Origin of the sequence: Paenibacillus sp. FSL W8-1187 (assembly GCF_037965485.1) — a bacterium.
GTDB lineage: Bacteria > Bacillota > Bacilli > Paenibacillales > Paenibacillaceae > Paenibacillus_O > Paenibacillus_O pasadenensis.
In genome coordinates this window covers 2242092-2259643 of the sequence record NZ_CP150181.1, presented here as the reverse complement: position 1 = coordinate 2259643, position 17552 = coordinate 2242092, and the positions used below count along the sequence as shown (strand labels likewise).

The window sequence follows — 17552 nt, the reverse complement described above, 5'->3', positions numbered from 1 at the left end:
CGCGTCTACCTGTCGAAGATCATGCTCCGTCCGAAGCCGCCTCTTCCTTTCCTCCCCGAAAGACAAGCCGATAAACCGCTCCCGCCCGGGTCGAAAAGACAACCGCTCCGGCAGCATCCGTCTTCGCCTCGACCTTGCCGCCGTCCTCGTCCCGCACTTCGAACGGCTGGCAGCTGACGATCGCGCAAGCGCTGCCGGCGTCGGAGCGCAGCTCCGCCTCCGTCAAGCGGCCGTCACGCCAGGCCATGCCGACCTCGAAGCCGCCTCTCGCCCGCAAGCCGCGGACCGAGCCTTGCGGCCACGCCTGCGGCAATGCCGGCAGCAGCTCGATCCGTCCTTCATGAGACTGCAGCAGCAGCTCCGCGATGCCGGCCGTAGCCGCGAAATTGCCGTCGATCTGGAACGGCGGATGCGCGTCGAACAGATTCGCATACACGCCGCCGCCCTCGTATTCGGTCGGCTCGTTCGGACGCACCAGCCGAAGCAGGTTCGAGATGAGCCGAAACGCCCGGTCGCCGTCCTTGAACCTTGCCCACAGGCCGATTTTCCAGCCCAGGCTCCATCCTGTGCCGCCGTCGCCCCGGATGTCGAGCGACGTCCTTGCGGCCTCGAACTGCTCCGGGACGCTGCCCTTCGTCACGATCCTGCCCGGATAGACTCCCACGAGATGGGAGACATGCCGATGATGCGGGTCCTCGTCCTCATAGTCGCGGCTCCATTCCTGCAAGCGGCCTCGGTCGCCGATCCGGATCGGATGCAGCTTTTGCCGGGCCTGCTCGAGGGTGTGCGCGAACTCCTCGTCCAGCCCCAGCTCCGCCGCCGCGAGCTGGCAATTGTCGAACAGCTCCGCGATCAGCATCAGATCCATCGTCGCCGATTCGGTGACGGCATGCTTTTGCCCCGCGAGCACGAATTTATGCTCCGGCGAGGTGGACGGCGAGGTGATGAGCTGGCCGTGCTCGTTTTCGACGAGCCAGTCGAGCGCGAACAGCGCCGCCTCCTTCATGATCGGGTAGGCGCGCTCCCTCAGGAATTCCGCATCCGAACTGAAGGCGTAATGCTCCCACAGATGCTGGGTCAGCCACACGCCTCCCATCGGCCACATCGTCCAGACCGGGTCCCCTCGGCCATAGTCGCCGACGGGAGCCGTCTGCGCCCATAGATCCGAGTTGTGATGCGCCACCCAGCCTCGCGCTCCGTAATTGACCTCGGCCGTCTTGGCGCCATTGGCCGCCAGCCGGCCGATATAGTCGAGCAGCGGCTCGTGAAGCTCGGCCAGGTTGCCGCTTTCGGCAGCCCAGTAGTTCATCTCCGCGTTGATGTTGAGCGTGAAATTGCAGCTCCACGGCGCCCGCGTCTCCTCGTTCCAGATGCCTTGCAGATTGGCCGGCTGGCTGCCCGGACGCGAGCTGGCGATCAGCAGATAGCGTCCATAATGGAACAGCAGCTCGACCAGTCCCGAATCGTCCGCTCCGTAGTCGGCGATCCGCCGATCCGTCGGCAGCGAGTCCGGCGCCTTGCTGCCGCCCAGATGGAGCGAGACTCGGTCGAACAGCCGCGAGTGGTCCTCCGCATGGCGCTGCCGCAGCTCCTCGTAGCGGCGGACGCGCGCCTGCCGCATCGTCTCCAGCGTGAGCCGCTCCGGCCGGATCGCCTCGTCGCTCGCTCCCAGGCGCGGATGGAAAGAAGTCGCTGCGCTGAACAGCAGCGTAGCCGATGTCGCATCCTGGACATGGAGCCCGTCCGCGTCCGCCCGCAGCGTGCCGCCCTCCAGCTCGACCGCCAGGCGGCCGTGGAACGACAGCCCCTTGCTCTTGCCGTCAGCGCCGTAGCGGACGGGCTGCTCGGTATCGTGGTAGCTCGGCGAGACATGCTCCGGCGCGAAGCCGAACAAAGTGAAATCTCCCTCGTCCGCCGCCGTCGCATGGCGCAGCGGGCTGTCCAGGCGCGCCCGGAAGCTGAGCGCGCCTGTCCGATCGGCAGACAGGCGGACGACGATCGCCTGGTCGGGATGCGAGGCGAACACTTCGCGCTCGTACGTCACCCCTCCGATCGAATACCGCACCGTCGCCATGCCGCGGGCGAGGTCGAGCTTCCGCTCGTAGCTGCCATAGCTGATCTGCCCATGCTCCATGCTGAGCAGCAGATCGCCGAACGGCAAGTACGACTGCGTATACGGTCCCATCAAGCATTGCTGGGCAAGCCGATCCGCCTCCGCATGCTTTTCCTGAGCGATCAAGGCGCGAATTTCCGGCAAGGCTTCCTTCGCTCGCGGGTTGTTCCAGTCCGTCGGATAGCCGGACCAGAGCGTGTCCTCGTTGAGCGCGATCCGTTCCTTCTCGATGCCGCCGAATATCATGGCGCCTAGCCTTCCATTGCCGACGGGCAGCGCCTCGACCCAATGGACGGCGGGGGAATTGAATTGAATGTTCATCGTGGATAAACCCTCCCGATCATGTCGATTTCGATTGGTGCATCAGTAGCACGAACAGATCTATGGCCCGTCAAGTCCGCAAGCGATGCAGAGGATCCTGAGAACGCTTACGAAAAGCAGGAATGAACCCAGCATAAAGCATCGACGGCTGCAGGACAATGATGGATTCTCCTTTCCTATCATCCACAGGTAAAAGCTGGCCGTCCTATCCAGAGACTCAAGCTCATCAAGCGATCAAGGACGTCCAAGAGGCCGGCCATCTCTCCCGAGAATGCCGGCCTCTCCTGTCACGCCCCTGATTTTTGCATGCGTCAGGTGTAATTCAAGCTCATGAAATCATAATCTCCTGCCCAAGTCCCGCTCGCGACCTCGACGAGCACGTACAGATCGTGGACGCCTCCACTAGACGCGCCGGTCAGCGCAAGCTGAGGCTCCATGTCGCTGGAGGCGACAGAGGCGCTGGCGATCCGCTTGCTCTCGTCCAGGACGACGTTGGAGATCTGATAGCGCCGGCTTGCTTGTCCGTCGCCTCGAGTCGTCTGATAGTCATCCTTGAATTGCTTCGACACGCTCTCCTGGAGGTCGACGTAGAGCTTGATCGTCGCAGCGCCGGCATATACCCGAGTGAAGCGGATCGAGTCCAGGCTGCTGAAATCAATGTCGCTGAACTTCCAGACCGCCTGATTTCCCGTGCCGTTGCCGGTATAGTTCAGCTTTCCGCCGCTAAGGACGTAATGGCCGAATCCGTAATCGAAGCTCTCCATCTCCACTTTGCGGTCAGCCGAAGGGTTCGCGAGGATCGGGACAAGCCGTTCGTTGGACTTGAAGCGGCCGTCGGTCGTCGTCGCATGCACCTTGACCGTCTTGCCCACGGCCGTCTCCGCGCTCGCTTTCGTAGCCGAAAGCACGCCTTGATCGGAGATTCCTACGCCCGGAATCGGCTTGCCCGAAGCCGCATCCACCGCAAACCAGCGGATTGCGGTCGCAGGATTGACCGACGCTTGGAACGAAGCCGTCGTGCCCGCCTTCAATCCGCCTGCGCGATCCGCTTCGGCCGAGGAGATCGCGATGCTTGCATCGGCAAGCTCGAACTGCACGGTCTTAGAAGCTCCTTTGGCAAGGGAGATGTCGATGTACTTGCGTCCCGTCTCGTCCGTCTTGATCGTCTGGGCGACGCCGCCAACCAGAGCCCTTTTCCACGTCAGGCCATTCATCAGCTTCAGCTGGACCGAGGACTGATCCGTCGTCAACGTCACCGAAGCGGTTTTAGCCGCCGTATCCCACGCGATCTGATTGACGAGCGTATTGTTCCTGGCCCTGAGCCCGCTCACGCTTCCTTTATTGAAGCTCGGAAGCAGCGTCGGCAAGATCTCGATCTCACTCATGTTGGAATACAGCAGAGATTCGTTTACCGCGCCCATCAGGCCGAACGCCGCATCCGTGGCGTACGTGGAGCTGAGCCCGCTGTTATGCGAGGTCATCAAGCTGGCATAGTGGTAGCGGGCGGTCAGCAGGTATTTCACCGCATGCTCGAAGCCTGCCGGCCTTTTCAGCCTCGCCTCGACGAGCGCCTTGTGCGTCGCTCCATGAGACTGGGTCGCTTCCGAACCGTTGTATGCGGCGGAACGGTAATTCATCGCCAGCGCGATTCCCATGCTCAGCGCCGGATCGTTCTGGGCTTCGAACCCTGGCCAGGCCGGGTAGGCGTGGCTTTCATGCCGATGCCGATGCTGCTCGGGCACATTCTTGTCCGCCCATTCCTTCAGCTCCCCGGTTTCCTCCTCGTACACATAATCGGGGATGTATTGCTCCAGCTGCGCCCATTTCTCTCGGATGCTGCCCGCGTCGCCGGGCTTGACCGCATCGAGCAGCGTCCTTCCCATGAACAGCGTATTTCTTGCCGCAGCGATATCCATGGTCGTATTGTACGACAGGGCATAGATCGAGTTGCTGCCGTCGGCGCTGGTCCGATCTCCGCGAGTATTTTCGGGCGAATAGCCCGGCGTGAACAGATATTGCGCCTTCAGGTCGCCGCCGGCGACCGCATCGGACAGCGTCGAGCCGTCGTTCAGATGGTGATTGCCCATGCCGTCCGTATAGAACCTCTCGTCCACGTACTGAAGCCAGAAATTCATCGACTTGATGACGAGCGGATAAAGAACGTCGTTCTGCAGGTCGATCAGGCCGGTCTGCTTGATGCGGGAAACATCCGCCGCCGTCAGGTCCAGCACGTCTGCGATCGTCTTGCCCGTGGAGCGGCTCTTCTTTTCAAAATCGATGTCTTTGCCGACCGGCACCTGGCGATTGCCGTACGTCTGCCAGTATTCGAAGATCGGCAGGATGACCCAGTCGGTGATGCCGTTCACATAAACATGCGGATAGCCGTTGAGGAAGTGATAGCTGCCCGACTCTCCGGTGCCGTCTACGCGCGGCGGCGCCTTGATGGCGTTGTCCATGCCATAAATATTGTGAGCATCATCCTCCCAGTCCGCCACCATGCGGACGATGAAGTTGACATATCCCTGGCTCGCTCCCTCCATATTTCCGACGTTCATGCCGGACACTTGCAGGTTGTTGTTGGCGTCCAGCGTAAAATCGCCCGACCAGTCCGGCTTCCATGTTCCCGTCCATATCGCGCCAAGCCGCGTCGATTGATACCCGCTCGCGCAGATCAAGCCGAACCGGCCGTTGTTGTAGATCCGTTCCAGGAATGCCTTGTTGATGACATTTTTGTTGCTGTTCTGCTTTTGGATCAGAGCCGAGTTCGTCAAGGCGCGATCCGCTTTTTCTGCGGCCGTCTCGGCAAGATCGAGACGCACGGTGTTGAACATGCCCCCGTGAATTCCGGCATGCGGCTGCAGCAGCGCCTTGTAGCCGCTCAGCTCGGCCTTGCCGGAGTTCACGCTGTATTTGGCGAGCACGCCATTGATGTCTGCCAGCAGCTTGTCGTACAGCTTCGTCTTGACATCCGCCAAGCTTGGAGCGCCCTCGTCGATGCGGTCGACCTTGCTGACGAGCAGGAGGGTATTCGTGCCGGTGATCGTCAATGTCGGATCGTTCGCCACGACTGGCGCGGTCCCGGTGCGGAAATAATTGATCCTGCCGTCGGCAGCCGGCGTGAAGGTGCGCTTTTTCGCCTCGTACTTGATCGCGCCATCGGTGACGACTCGGGTAGCCGTGCCCCAGCCGCCTTCGGCGAACAGCCTTTTTTCCACGTTTTTGGTGCCTTTGCGGTTCAAGTTCGGAGATTTGCCCACCATGCCGATTCCTACGACTTTGCCTTGCTGCTCGGTCACGACGTAGTCGGTCGCGGGAAACTCTTCGTTGTTGCCTTGATTGCTCTGATTTTTCATCTCGAGAATATGGTCGATCGACAAGGTCAGGTTCAGGTTCCGCCCTTGCGGAGCCTCGATGTACGTCACGATGACCTCATCGCTCCTCGAGGCGAAGGACAGCCGATTCCACTGATTGCCTTGTTCGTCCTTCCACTGGACGCCGACTTCGCCGGTTTCAAAATTCGTGTACCGGTTGTAGTTCCCCGCGCTTGCGTTCGCGCTGGTATAGTCATTGTTCTTGATGCGATACTGGGCGGCCGGCTGATAGTCCCGAGGCCACGTCGTTCCCCAGTTCGCGCCGTACTGCTCCTGCGAGTACCTGTTGTATTCCTGCGTCCACGGAAAATCGCCGCTGCCGCCGCTCAGGACCGCCCCCGTCCTCTGCGCGTCAAGCACGGGCGACAGGACCGGAGTTTCATAAAAGTTTCCGTTGTCAGTCACGATTTTCGTATTGTTGAAGATGAACACATCTTCGCTCGGATCCGCGCTCTCGATGAAGCCGATCTCTCCGTTGGCGGTTACGGAGCCGTCTCTCCAATTGTTGTTGGCGCCGCTTTTCACGATCGGCTTGAACGTATCTTCATTGAATCCAAGAGCGTTTCCGAGCCCGAACTTCCAAGCGCTGGAACCGCCCGCTTCGTAGGAAAGGCTCATTGAATCAAAATTAGCCGCGTAGGTCCCGCCGCTTGCCCGGGCGTAGACGTACAAGTCATGTACGCCCGCAATCTCTTTGCTGAGCGCGACGGTTTGGTTCAAGGCGCCGTTCGGAGCGTTGCCGCTGCCGACTCGTTTGGACGCATCGATCGTAACATCGGAAAGCAGATAGCGCCGGCTTTGTTCCGCCGTTCCTTTGCTCGGCTGCCAGTCCTGAAAATACGTCTTGCTCGCCTTCTCCGGCAAGTCCACGTACAATTCAATGTTCGCGGCGCCCGCTTGCTCCCGGATGAAACGGATCGATTTTAGATCGGTGAAATCGATTCCGCTGTATTTCCAGACCGCTCCCCTCCCGTCCGCTCCCCCGACATAACCGAGAACGGTGTTTCCGTTCGGAGCAACGCCGTTCTGAATCACATAATAGCCGAATCCGTAATCCAGGTTCTCGCTCGGCATGTCCGCCGTCCCTTCAGCCGCCCTGACCGGAGCAGGAGCCGCCGGAAGCGCTCCTCCGATCATCGACAGGCTCAAAAGCAGCGCCATGACTGTTCTCTTCATCCTAATCCTCCATTCGAATTTAGCGTACAAGCCAGATTGTAAGCGCATTCAATAAGAGGGGGAAGGCAATATTCTCCAATAAAAGTCGATTATTCTCTTCTTGTCCGAGGCGGCGAAGAAGCACAAAAAAAGCTCTGGACTGTCGTTAGGACAGATCCGAGAGCTTTTTCGCGCTTGCCGTTTCAGCATCCGGCATGCCGCTTGCCGACGCCATGCGGACAGCGAGCGCTACGGCAGCGAGCTTTCGCGTGCTTCATCGATCGCTTTTTGAATATCATCCAGCGCCGTCTTCAACGGAGCGCCGGCCAAATAATGGTTGACTCCCTCCAGAATTTTGACCTGAAGCGATTCCGTCGAAATCGTATGCGGCCAGTACAGCGTAGCTTCCTTTTGAGTCACGGCAGCCGCGATCGAAGACGTCGATTCGTTCCAGCCCTGGGACGACGAGATCGTCGAGGGAATGGCGTTTGCTCCGCGGGCAAGCTTTTCCTGGCTGGCGCGTCCGTTCATGAACGCCACGAACAGCTTCGCTTCCTCGGGATGCTTCGTCTGCGAGTTGATGACCCGGTAGCTGCCTACATTGATGTTGGGAACGGTACGGGTGCTGCCCGGAATGACCATGAACCGGATATCCTGAGAAGGATCTCTCTCCTTGATCGTCAATAGGTCCCATGTCCCCGTAATCAACATGGCCGCGCTTCCGTTGCCGATCAAATCTTTCGCCTGCTCATGCTTGAGCGACGTCCAGTTTTTCGGAACGTAGCCGCGATCGATCAACAGCTTGTGCTTGCTGATCGCATCGACAAAGTAAGGATGGTCGATCTTGATCTGGCCGCTCTCCAGCTTTTTCGTCCACTCGGCATCCGCGCCATTGTTGGACATGATGGAGCCCCAGAAAAACTGGGCGTTGGACCATTCGCCGTCTGCCGCGATCGGGATGATCCCTTCTCGCTTCAGCGTTTCGCAAAGCTCCAGCAGCTCATCCCATGTTCGCGGCACTTGAAGCCCCAGACGGTCGAACATCGTTTGATTATAGATCAAGCCGTCGCTATGCATGACTTCCGGTACGCCATACACCTTGCCATCCACCTCGACGGGCTTCAGGGAAGAAGGATAAAAATCGTCGAGGAACGGAGAGCCGCTCAAATCGAGATATACGTCCGGACGCAGCTTGCGGAACTCCTCGAACAAGCTCGGGGACCAGGTGTCGAACACATCCAGCGGCTCGCCTCCGAGCAGCCTGATCTTGATCCCGGCGGTATAGTTGTTGCTTTGAATGAAGTTGGCTTCGATCTTGATGTTCGGGTAGCGTTTCTCGAAATCCGCGATCGCCTCGTAATAAACCTTGCCGGCTTGAGCCGCATCCAGCAAAAAGCTGGAATAATGCAGGACGACCGGTTCCGGCGCCGGCTTCCCGTCCTCGGAGGAGCGGGGAATGCCGAACCGGCCAGCCAAGCCGCAGCCTGCGCAGCTGACGATCAGAGCGCAGAAGACAGCCAGCAGCGCCCATGCTGCGCGCTGGCCTCGCTTCATGCCGGGCATTCCCTTCCCTCCCTTTTATCCTTCCCGAGCTTGATTTTCCTCATCATGACATGACGGCTTTCGCTCGTCAATGACTCAGAGCTTGCCGCCGGACGTCGCGATGCCTTCGATGAACTGCTTTTGGAACAGCATGAACAGCGCGAGCATCGGCCAAATCGCCAGCACAGACGCGGCCATCAGCTCCGGATAGTGGACCGCGAACGCGCTCTGGATTTTGGCCAGCGCGGAAGAGAGCGTCGCCGCGCTGGAATCGGTGTTCACGATGAGCGGCCACATCAAGTCCTTGAACGAGAACAGCGCGGTGAAGATGGAAAGAGCGGCCAATCCGGAGCGGACCAGCGGAAGCATGACATAAAGGAACGTCTGTCCGATATTGCAGCCGTCGAGCTTCGCCGCTTCCTCCAGCTCCTTTGGCAGTCCCATGAAAAACTGCCGCAGCAAAAAGGTGCCGAAAGCGCTGACCAAGCCCGGGAACAGCAAGGCAAGTATAGTATTGCGCAATCCGAGCTGATCCACCATTAAATATTGCGGAATGATGAAAATTTGGGTCGGAACCATCATTTGGAACAGCACCAGGCTGAAAAAGAAGCTTCGTCCCGGGAATTTAAGCCTGGCGAAAGCATACGCCGCCATCGCGCTGAACGTCACGCCGCATAAAACGCGCAGCGCCATCATCGCAAACGTATTCCAGTACAGGCGGAGGAAGTCGGTCTGCCGCCACACCTCCGAATAGTTTTCCCACATCACCCGGCTGGGGAAGAAATAGAACGGATTCATCGAGGTCGATTCCGTCACGGTCTTGAGCGAGGTCAGCACCATCCAAAGGAAGGGCAGAACCATGATGGCCGCTCCCAGCAGCAAGACCGCATGGACGAACAGCGTGGATACTCGATTTTTTTTGCATCATGCCGCACCTCCTATTGATAATGGACCCACCGCTTCTGCGCTTTCATCTGGAAGAAGGTGATGATCATGATCAGCGCCAGCAGCAGCATGACGATCGCGGATCCATACCCTCTGTCCATGTACTTGAAGGAGCTGTTGTAGAACAGATAGACGAGCGAGACGGTATGGTCGTACGCCGGATTCGTCACGTCGATCATCATGAAGATGACATCGAATACTTGCATGGCCTGAATGACCGACGTTACGACGACAAAAAACAGCGTCGGCGTCACGAGCGGCAGCGTAATGACGAAAAATTGCCTGATTCTGCCCGCCCCGTCGATATCGGAAGCCTCATAGTAGTCCTTCGGTATTTCCTGCAGGCCAGCAAGCAAAAGCACCATATTGTAGCCGACGACGCTCCAGATCCCGATGACGGCAATCGAGACGAGTGCAAGACGGGGATTGGAAATCCAGTCGACGGGCGGCAAGCCAAATTTGGACAGCACATAGTTGAATAATCCGAATTGCTGATTGTACATCCATCTCCATACCATCGTTACGGCGGCAGGCGCCGCGATCATCGGGATGAAATAAATGGTCCGATAGGCGGATCGGCCTGCGATTTTCTGATTCAGCAGCACGGCGATGAGCATCGCGAGGGCGATGCTGACCGGCACGACGATTGCGGCATAAAGCAGCGTGTTGGCGACAGCATGCCAGACCTGCGCATCCTGGACCAGCTTGCGGTAGTTGTCCAGACCGACATAAATATTGTTTCTCCCGAAGTCTCCGCTCTTGAAAAAGCTCAAGTAGGCCGACTGGGCCATCGGAATCAAGTTCAGAACGATAAGTCCGACGATGGTCGGAGCGATGAAAAACCAGCCCCAGGCCCATTCCTTCCATGCTTTCTTTCCGGATGTTCTCTTTACGGTTTGGCTCTGCATCCGATTTCCTCCTATCAAAATGCGGCAACCGCTCGGTTGCCGCATTCCTCATTTACCGTTCCGCCAACCCGTGGCGCTTACTTCTCCTGGGATAGGCTTTCATTCATGATCTTGGCGGCGTTTTTAGCTGCCTCCTCCACCGTCGCTTGACCGAGGAAAGCCGGCTTGAGCGCTTCGTACGCCTTGTCTTCCCAGACAAGAGTCGTATTGGAGTAAGGACGGACGACGCCGTATTGAACCATGTCGACAAACACTTGAGAATGGAACGTCGACGAGGATTCGACCCACTTCTGTGCCGTTCCTTTGTAAGCCGGGATCGCCAGGCCAAGCTCCGCCTGCATCTCCTGGCCTTCCTTCGAGCTCAGGAACTCCACGAATTTCCAGGCCTCTTCCGGATGCTTCGTTTTCGCATCGATCGCATGGCCCAGGCCGTTGTAGATGGAGGCTTGCTTTTCTTTTTTCGGCAGTACGGCGACGTCGAAGTTTTTCGCCATGTACTCGTTCTCGGCAAAGCTGCTCAAGTTCCAGGAGCCGAAAATGCCCATCGCGACTTTTCCGTTTTTGATCAGTTCCGGACGCTCCGCGTCGACGACGGTCATCGGAGACAGCCCTTCGCGAGTGAAGCTGATGTAATAGTCCAGCGCCTCGATCGTTTTCGGATCGTCATAACCGGATTTCTTGTCGTCGGTGATGATCGTGCCGCCGTTTTGATACACGAAGTTGTAGTACCCTTCCTGGTTGTGCATCGGAGCGAGCAGGCCGTACACGCCGTCTTTCGTCAGCGTCTTCGCGGCGCTTTTCAGATCGTCCCACGTCCAGCTCTCGTCGGGATAGCTCAGGTTCGCCTTGTCGAACAGCGTTTTATTGTACCAAAGTCCGATCGTATCGAAGTCCCTCGGAACGGCATATTGCTTGCCGTCAAAGTTGTAGATCTGATTGAGCCCCTCGGGGTAGTTCTCCAGTTTGACTTCCGTGCTTTTGGCGATCTGATCGTTCAGATCGAGCAGCATGCCGTTGGAGGCATAGCGATAAATCTCGTTGGAGTGCATCCAGAACACATCCGGCAGCGATCCGCCGGTCGCTCCGGCTTCCAGCATCGTCCAGTAATCGGACCAGCCGGCCACTTCGATCTTGATCTTGATGTTCGGGTTTTTCGCCTCGAATGCGTCGGCAATCTTGCGCGCGCCTTTCTCCTGATTGGAATCCCATAACGCGTATCTCAGCGTTACGTTTCCGCCGCTTCCGCTGCCTGTCGAAGCGTTCTCCGCCTTGGAAGGCTCCGAACCGGCATTGCCTGCAGCGCCATTGCCGCCATTGCCGCCATTTCCGCATGCAGCCAACATCGTCGCGGTCAGGCCGATGGATACTAAAGTCGTCCAGCGTTTGTGCGTCACTCGAGTTCCCCCTCTAATCGTGCTCAAGTTTCCCTTGCCTTTGCTCTCTTATCGTAAACAATGGCGCTTCAAGCCGGAATGGCGGTTTTTTACGCTCTATTCACCTTTTTTGACCAGACAAAAGACGACAAAAAAAGCGCTCCGCCGGAAGGAGCACTTTTTTTACTTTTCCTCTTTATTTTTTGCTTTCGCCGGCAGATCCGCGGAATTCCTCCGGCGTCATGCCGCAATGCTTCTTGAACAGCTTGCTGAAATAAGCGGTATTGGGATAGCCGACCCTTTCCGCCACCTCGTACACCTTCAGCCGGTTTTCCCGCAGCATTGCTTTTGCCTTTTCCATGCGCAGCCGAGTCAAATAGCCGACGAAGTTCACTCCCGTCTCGCGTTTGAAGATGCGGCTCAAATAAGAGGCGTTCACATTGATCTTCTCCGCCACGAATTGAAGCGAAATATCCTCCGTATACAGCTGCCGCATCATTTCGCATGCCTGCTCCGCATAACTGCGAGGAAGCTCTTTGTCGGTCAAAAGGGAGCGGCATGAGTTCAAATAGTCCACGACCGTGCGGTGGAGGCCCTCCAGCCGTTCTTCGCGCAGCAGCTTTTCGTATACGTTCAGTCCGTCCTCGTCGGAATCGGGAAGCACCGGGAAGCAGGAGGAGATCAAGCCGAGCACCCGGATATAAGCCGAGCGGGCCGCTTGCTTCGTGTAGCCGCCTTCCCGCAGCTGCTCCTTCAGCTCCTCCAAAAACGCCAGCGCCGTCTCGCTGCCAAGCTCCGCGTCCTGGCGGAACGATCGCAAGGCCGCGCCTTTCCACACGAAGCGCTGGATGCAGCGCTCCTTTTTCCGTGGCCGGTCATAATAGACCAGTCCGTTTCCGGAGCTGAAAAACAGGTCGTCCAGCGCTTCGTCCGCTTCCTGAAACGCTTTCCGAGTGCCTTTGTAGCCGTCGGCCTTGCTCGCCCCGATCGACATCGTCAAATTGAGAAAGTCGTTCATCGCCTCCTGAATCTTGTCGACGAGCTTCTCGAATTCCTGCGGCGGCCCGTCATCGAGCCATTCCATCAGCAGGACGTATTCAGCCGAATTCATGACGATGATTTCCTTCTGCCGCTGCCGTGGTATGATCTCCTCCAGGATGTTCAGGATGGCATATCGCAGCAGCTTCTCGTCCTGCTCGACATATTTGCGGCGCAAATATTCGAAGCGGTCGATCCTGAACTTCGCCAGCAGCATCGGTCCGTCCTGGACGCGGATGCGCAGCGATTCCCGGTTCGCCGCAATGTCGCGCTCTCCTTTGTAGCCGCTGATCACTTCCTTGAAGAGCGTCTCCTTCAAGTATTCGATGCTTTCCTTGACCGATCCGGGCGGCATGCCGTCCATCTCTTTGCGCGTCGTTTTCGCCGCTCTTTTTTTCACGACATCGAGCACCCGCAGCAGCTGCGAGGACTTCATGTCGCTCTTGATCAAATAATCGGCGGCTCCGAGCCGGATCGCCTCCTGCGCATAGTGGAATTCATCCAGGCAGCTTAAAATGACATACTGGCAGTCCGGACGGTCCCGCTGCACTTCGCGGATCAGCTCGAGTCCGTCCATGACCGGCATTTTGATGTCGGTCACGATCAGGTCGGGAGCCGCCGCCTCGGCCAGCTCCAGCGCCTCCTTGCCGTTCGCCGCCTCGCCCGTGATGCGAAAGCCCTCTTCCTCCCAATTGATCAGCGATTTGAGGCCGATGCGCATCAAAAGCTCGTCATCCACGATGAGAACGTTCAGCATGACCGTTTTCCCCCTTCTTTAGGTCGATACGGGAAGATCAAGGTAAGCTCGGCCCCTTCCCCCTCGGCGCTTCGGAAGGACACGCCGTACGGCTCGCCGAAAACCCTCCGGATGCGCTGATGCACGTTGCAGATTCCGATCCCGCCCTCCGCATCGCTGCCGGCCAGCCGTTCTCGAAGACGGCTGGCCGCTTCGCCGCTCATCCCCGCTCCGTTGTCGCGCACCGTAATCCACAGCTGCTCTTCTCCGATGCCCCTTACTTCCAGCGTCAGCACGCCGTCCTTCTGATTGGCGATTCCATGGAAGATGGCGTTCTCAACGAGCGGCTGTATGCTGAGCTTGGGAATTTCCTGATCCAGCAGCGAGTCGTCCTCGACCTCCACATGAACTTCGATCCGGTTGAAATAGCGGACCTTTTGGATGACGAGATAATGACGGATATGCTCCAGCTCTTCGCGGACGGGCACGAGTCCCTTGTCCGCTCTTGCGGTATACCGAAGCATGGAGATGAGCGCCTCCGTCATTTCCACGATTTTGTCCGAGCGCTGCATCGAGGCGATCCATTTGACCGAATTCAGCGTGTTGTACAAGAAATGCGGATTTATTTGCGCCTGCAAAGCCCGGATTTCCGCCTCCACCTTTTGCTCCTGCTCCTCGTAGATGCGCTCGACAAGCTGCTTCAGTTCTGCCGACATCTGTTCGAACCGGATCGCCATCAGCCCGATCTCGTCATTCGACTGAACGGGGTGCAGGCTGTCGAACTTGCCGTGCTCTACGAGCGCCATGTTCCTCATCAGCTGCTTGATCGGCCGCGTGATGAGGCTGGAGATATAAAACGTGCTCACCAGCGCGAACAGCAGCAGCACGGTGATGATCATCCACAAATTGCGCTTCAGAATCCCGTCCTCGATCGTCAGATCGTCCATAGGCATCGAGAGATAGGTCTTCCATCGGTGGGATTCGAAGCCCGCCTGGATGAGCATGTACTCGCTGCCCTTGACGCGGACGATCTGGCGGTCGAGCCCGCCGTCGACATGGCCGCCCATCGGGAAGATCGACTCGAACGGCTGGCCGATCGTGCCATAGTCGTCCCTGAACATGATCCGGTCCTGCCCATCGACGATGGTCATGACGGACTGGCTGCCGACATTCATGCGCTTGTTGAGCTCATGGATGAATTCGATGTCGACGCTGATCACCATCACGCCGAGCAGCTTGCCGTTCTCCATGTCCAATATTTTCCGCAAATTGTAAATGGACCAGTTGCCTTCTCCTTTGACCTGCCGGTCCTTTTGCGTCGGCAAATCCCGCGTAATGTCGTCCGATTCCAAAAAATCGTTGAACCACGCTTCCTGGCGCGGCTCGTACGCGTAGTCGATCGGCTTGTTCGGGCTGATATAGAGATCGTTTCCAGGATTCATGTTATAGACATAGATGGAAATTTTTCGGTCTTTCATCGTGATGTAGTTCATCAATAATTGCGTAGCTTGCATTTCATTGGCGATGGATTGGTTGCGCAAATAATTTTGAACCGGATAATTATCCTGCGATACAGCCGAAATATAGCTGTTGATGCCATAGCTTGAAATAAGGGAAATCTGCCGGATATTTCGCAAATATTCCTCGATCCGGATATTGGACTGCCTGGCCACGTCCGCAAGCAGGATGCTGTACTTGCTCTCCAGCATCTGGCGCGAAGAAAAATAGGCATTGACGACCATCACGGACAGCGGGATGAGGACCGACAGCAAGAAAAAAACCATGATCTTGTTTTTCAGGCTGATGAAGCGGTATTTGCGACGCATCGCATCGTCCTCCGGTCTGAACGGGATAGAACCAATGTCCTCATGATAATCATAGAAGCATCGCCTTGTCACGTCATGACGGTCTGCTATACTGGTAGCAGCACGGCACTTCACCTGAAAAGAGGTTGCTTCCATGGCTAGCTTCACCTTGCAGAGACAGCCGGACGGGGTTGCGGATCCGGAGCTGAACTTGCTGTTCTGGGGCAGGGAGCAATGCTGTCCCGGCCATACCTACGGTCCCGGCATGCGCGATTTTTATAAAATCCATTTCATTCAGAGCGGGTCCGGCACGTTGACCGCCGCGGGCGAGACCCATCGCATCGGCGCCGGCCAGGCGTTCCTCACTTATCCGCATATGCGGGTCACCTATTCGGCCAGCGAGGAGACGCCGTGGCTCTATTCCTGGATCGCCTTCAAAGGCAGCCGGGCCGAAGAGCTGCTCGCCCGGACGGCATTGTCGGCAGCCAGCCCGATCTTTCCGCTGGACGACAAGCTGATGCCGACGCTGGATCAGACGATGAGCCGCGACGCCCTGGCTTCGGACGCCGCCGATCTGCTGCTGCTCGGACGGCTGTACGAATTTCTGGCCGCGCTGATCGCGATCGTGCCGCGCCACGAGGCCGGCCACGACGGCCGCTCGCGTCCCAACCCTCATGTCGCCGACTGCCTCCGCTATCTGCACGCTCATTACGACGAGGACATCTCGGTCGAAAGCATGGCGCGGGAATTCCAGCTCGACCGCAAATATCTGTCGTCCCTATTCAAGCGGGAGACCGGCATGCCTCCGCGTCAATACTTGCTGGATTACCGGATGTCGCGCGCGGCCGATCTGCTCGATCGGACCGACTGCACGGTCAGCGAGATCGCGTTTTCGGTCGGCTATCGCGATCCGCTGCTGTTTTCCCGCATGTTCAAGCGGGTCCGAGGCTGCTCGCCTCGAAGCTATCGCGATCGCAGAATCTGACATCATGACATGTTTTCCTTCCTTGCTGACATGTATTCCACGCCGCTCCTTCCGCTACAATGGAGAAGTCAACTCGGCAAGGCAAGCCCTTTCAGGCTGCCGGGCCACATGGGAGGAATGATGATTTTGTACAAAGCTTCCGAATCACGATACGACACGATGAAGTATAACCGAAGCGGCCGCAGCGGCTTGCTGCTTCCGGCCATCTCGCTTGGTCTTTGGCACAACTTTGGCGGCATCCATACGGTCGAGAACGGCAGAAGCATGCTGACCCGCGCCTTCGATCTCGGCATCACGCACTTCGATCTCGCCAACAACTACGGTCCCCCTCCAGGCTCGGCCGAGGAAATGTTCGGACAGATCCTGAACAAGGACTTGCTTCCATACCGGGATGAGATCATCATTTCCACCAAAGCCGGCTATGGCATGTATCCCGGCCCTTACGGCGATTGGGGCTCCCGCAAATATCTCGTCGCGAGCCTGGACCAGAGCCTGAAGCGCATGGGCCTCGACTATGTCGATATTTTCTATCACCACCGTCCAGACCCGAACACACCGCTGGAAGAGACGATGAGCGCTCTCGACGCGATCGTCCGCCAAGGCAAGGCGCTCTATGTCGCCATCTCCAACTACGGTCCGGAAGAAGCACGCAAAGCGTCCCAGATCCTGCGCGAGCTCGGCACGCCATGCCTCATTCATCAGCCGAGCTACTCCATGTTCAACCGTTGGATCGAAGACGGACTTCAGGACGTGCTGGATGAAGAAGGCATCGGATCGATCGTCTTCTCCCCGCTGCACGGCGGCATCCTGACCGACCGCTATCTGAATGGCGTCGCGGCGGATTCCCGCGCTGGCGGTCCAAGCGTCTTCCTGAACGAGAACGACATCACCGAAGAACGGATCGCTAAGGTCCGTCGCCTGAACGAGATCGCCGCGGGCCGCGGCCAAAAAATGTCGCAGCTCGCCCTGAACTGGGTGCTGCGCGGCGGCCGAGTCACTTCGGCTCTGATCGGCGCCAGCAAAGTGTCGCAGATCGAGGATGCGGTCGACTCGCTCCGCTTCCCGGAGCTGACCGAGTCGGAAATCGCCGCGATCGAAGCCATTCTGAAGGGCTGATCGGATCCAGGACGCCTCGCGGCATGGTCCTTGATGCTTGGCTGACGCCAGGGATGAGGCTCATGCCGGTCCAATCGAAAGGGCGGCTACTCATTAATTGAGTAGCCGCCCTTGTTTCATACCATGAGCAATCTTCGATGCAGA

10 protein-coding genes are annotated in these 17552 nt (G+C 57.9%); 2 read left to right on the top strand and 8 right to left on the bottom strand.

Going from position 1 to position 17552, the window contains the following annotated elements; translation table 11 throughout:
• Positions 1–19: 19 nt before the first annotated feature.
• The 8 genes from NYE40_RS09670 to NYE40_RS09635 all read right to left on the bottom strand — a co-directional run bounded on the left by NYE40_RS09670 (position 20) and on the right by NYE40_RS09635 (position 15328).
• Positions 20–2434, bottom strand: coding sequence for a glycoside hydrolase family 95 protein (locus NYE40_RS09670; protein WP_339279838.1), 2415 nt, complete (start codon positions 2432–2434; stop codon positions 20–22).
• Positions 2435–2745: 311 nt separating this feature from the next.
• On the bottom strand, positions 2746–6981 hold the full coding sequence (locus tag NYE40_RS09665; protein WP_339279837.1) for a glycoside hydrolase N-terminal domain-containing protein: 4236 nt from the start codon (positions 6979–6981) through the stop codon (positions 2746–2748).
• 228 nt (positions 6982–7209) lie between these two features.
• On the bottom strand, positions 7210–8514 hold the full coding sequence (locus tag NYE40_RS09660; protein WP_339279836.1) for a sugar ABC transporter substrate-binding protein: 1305 nt from the start codon (positions 8512–8514) through the stop codon (positions 7210–7212).
• Between the two features lie 84 nt (positions 8515–8598).
• Entirely contained in the window at positions 8599–9363 is a 765-nt protein-coding gene (locus NYE40_RS09655) for a carbohydrate ABC transporter permease (protein WP_339279835.1), read from the bottom strand.
• 77 nt (positions 9364–9440) lie between these two features.
• On the bottom strand, positions 9441–10355 hold the full coding sequence (locus NYE40_RS09650; protein WP_339279834.1) for a sugar ABC transporter permease: 915 nt from the start codon (positions 10353–10355) through the stop codon (positions 9441–9443).
• Between the two features lie 77 nt (positions 10356–10432).
• Positions 10433–11749 (bottom strand): sugar ABC transporter substrate-binding protein, encoded by a 1317-nt coding sequence (locus NYE40_RS09645; RefSeq protein ID WP_339279833.1) that lies wholly within the window; start codon positions 11747–11749, stop codon positions 10433–10435.
• 175 nt (positions 11750–11924) lie between these two features.
• Positions 11925–13523, bottom strand: coding sequence for a response regulator (locus tag NYE40_RS09640; protein ID WP_339279832.1), 1599 nt, complete (start codon positions 13521–13523; stop codon positions 11925–11927).
• Positions 13517–15328, bottom strand: coding sequence for a sensor histidine kinase (locus NYE40_RS09635; protein ID WP_339279831.1), 1812 nt, complete (start codon positions 15326–15328; stop codon positions 13517–13519). The genes NYE40_RS09640 and NYE40_RS09635 overlap by 7 nt, the downstream gene beginning before the upstream one ends.
• A 133-nt stretch (positions 15329–15461) precedes the next feature.
• On the opposite strand from NYE40_RS09635, the gene NYE40_RS09630 reads away from it, so the two are divergent.
• Positions 15462–16292, top strand: a complete 831-nt coding sequence (locus NYE40_RS09630; RefSeq protein WP_339279830.1) for an AraC family transcriptional regulator — start codon at positions 15462–15464, stop codon at positions 16290–16292.
• 159 nt (positions 16293–16451) lie between these two features.
• Positions 16452–17408 (top strand): aldo/keto reductase, encoded by a 957-nt coding sequence (locus NYE40_RS09625; protein ID WP_228551396.1) that lies wholly within the window; start codon positions 16452–16454, stop codon positions 17406–17408.
• The last annotated feature ends 144 nt before the right edge of the window (positions 17409–17552 follow it).

What these genes read in the sequence shown, in the direction of transcription:
- NYE40_RS09655 (WP_339279835.1), bottom strand. Translation starts at nt 9,363, where the DNA reads ATGGTTCTGCCCTTCCTTTGGATGGTGCTGACCTCGCTCAAGACCGTG.
- NYE40_RS09635 (WP_339279831.1), bottom strand. Translation starts at nt 15,328, where the DNA reads ATGCGTCGCAAATACCGCTTCATCAGCCTGAAAAACAAGATCATGGTT.
- NYE40_RS09630 (WP_339279830.1), top strand. Translation starts at nt 15,462, where the DNA reads ATGGCTAGCTTCACCTTGCAGAGACAGCCGGACGGGGTTGCGGATCCG.
- NYE40_RS09670 (WP_339279838.1), bottom strand. Translation starts at nt 2,434, where the DNA reads ATGAACATTCAATTCAATTCCCCCGCCGTCCATTGGGTCGAGGCGCTG.
- NYE40_RS09640 (WP_339279832.1), bottom strand. Translation starts at nt 13,523, where the DNA reads ATGCTGAACGTTCTCATCGTGGATGACGAGCTTTTGATGCGCATCGGC.
- NYE40_RS09665 (WP_339279837.1), bottom strand. Translation starts at nt 6,981, where the DNA reads ATGAAGAGAACAGTCATGGCGCTGCTTTTGAGCCTGTCGATGATCGGA.
- NYE40_RS09625 (WP_228551396.1), top strand. Translation starts at nt 16,452, where the DNA reads ATGAAGTATAACCGAAGCGGCCGCAGCGGCTTGCTGCTTCCGGCCATC.
- NYE40_RS09660 (WP_339279836.1), bottom strand. Translation starts at nt 8,514, where the DNA reads ATGAAGCGAGGCCAGCGCGCAGCATGGGCGCTGCTGGCTGTCTTCTGC.
- NYE40_RS09650 (WP_339279834.1), bottom strand. Translation starts at nt 10,355, where the DNA reads ATGCAGAGCCAAACCGTAAAGAGAACATCCGGAAAGAAAGCATGGAAG.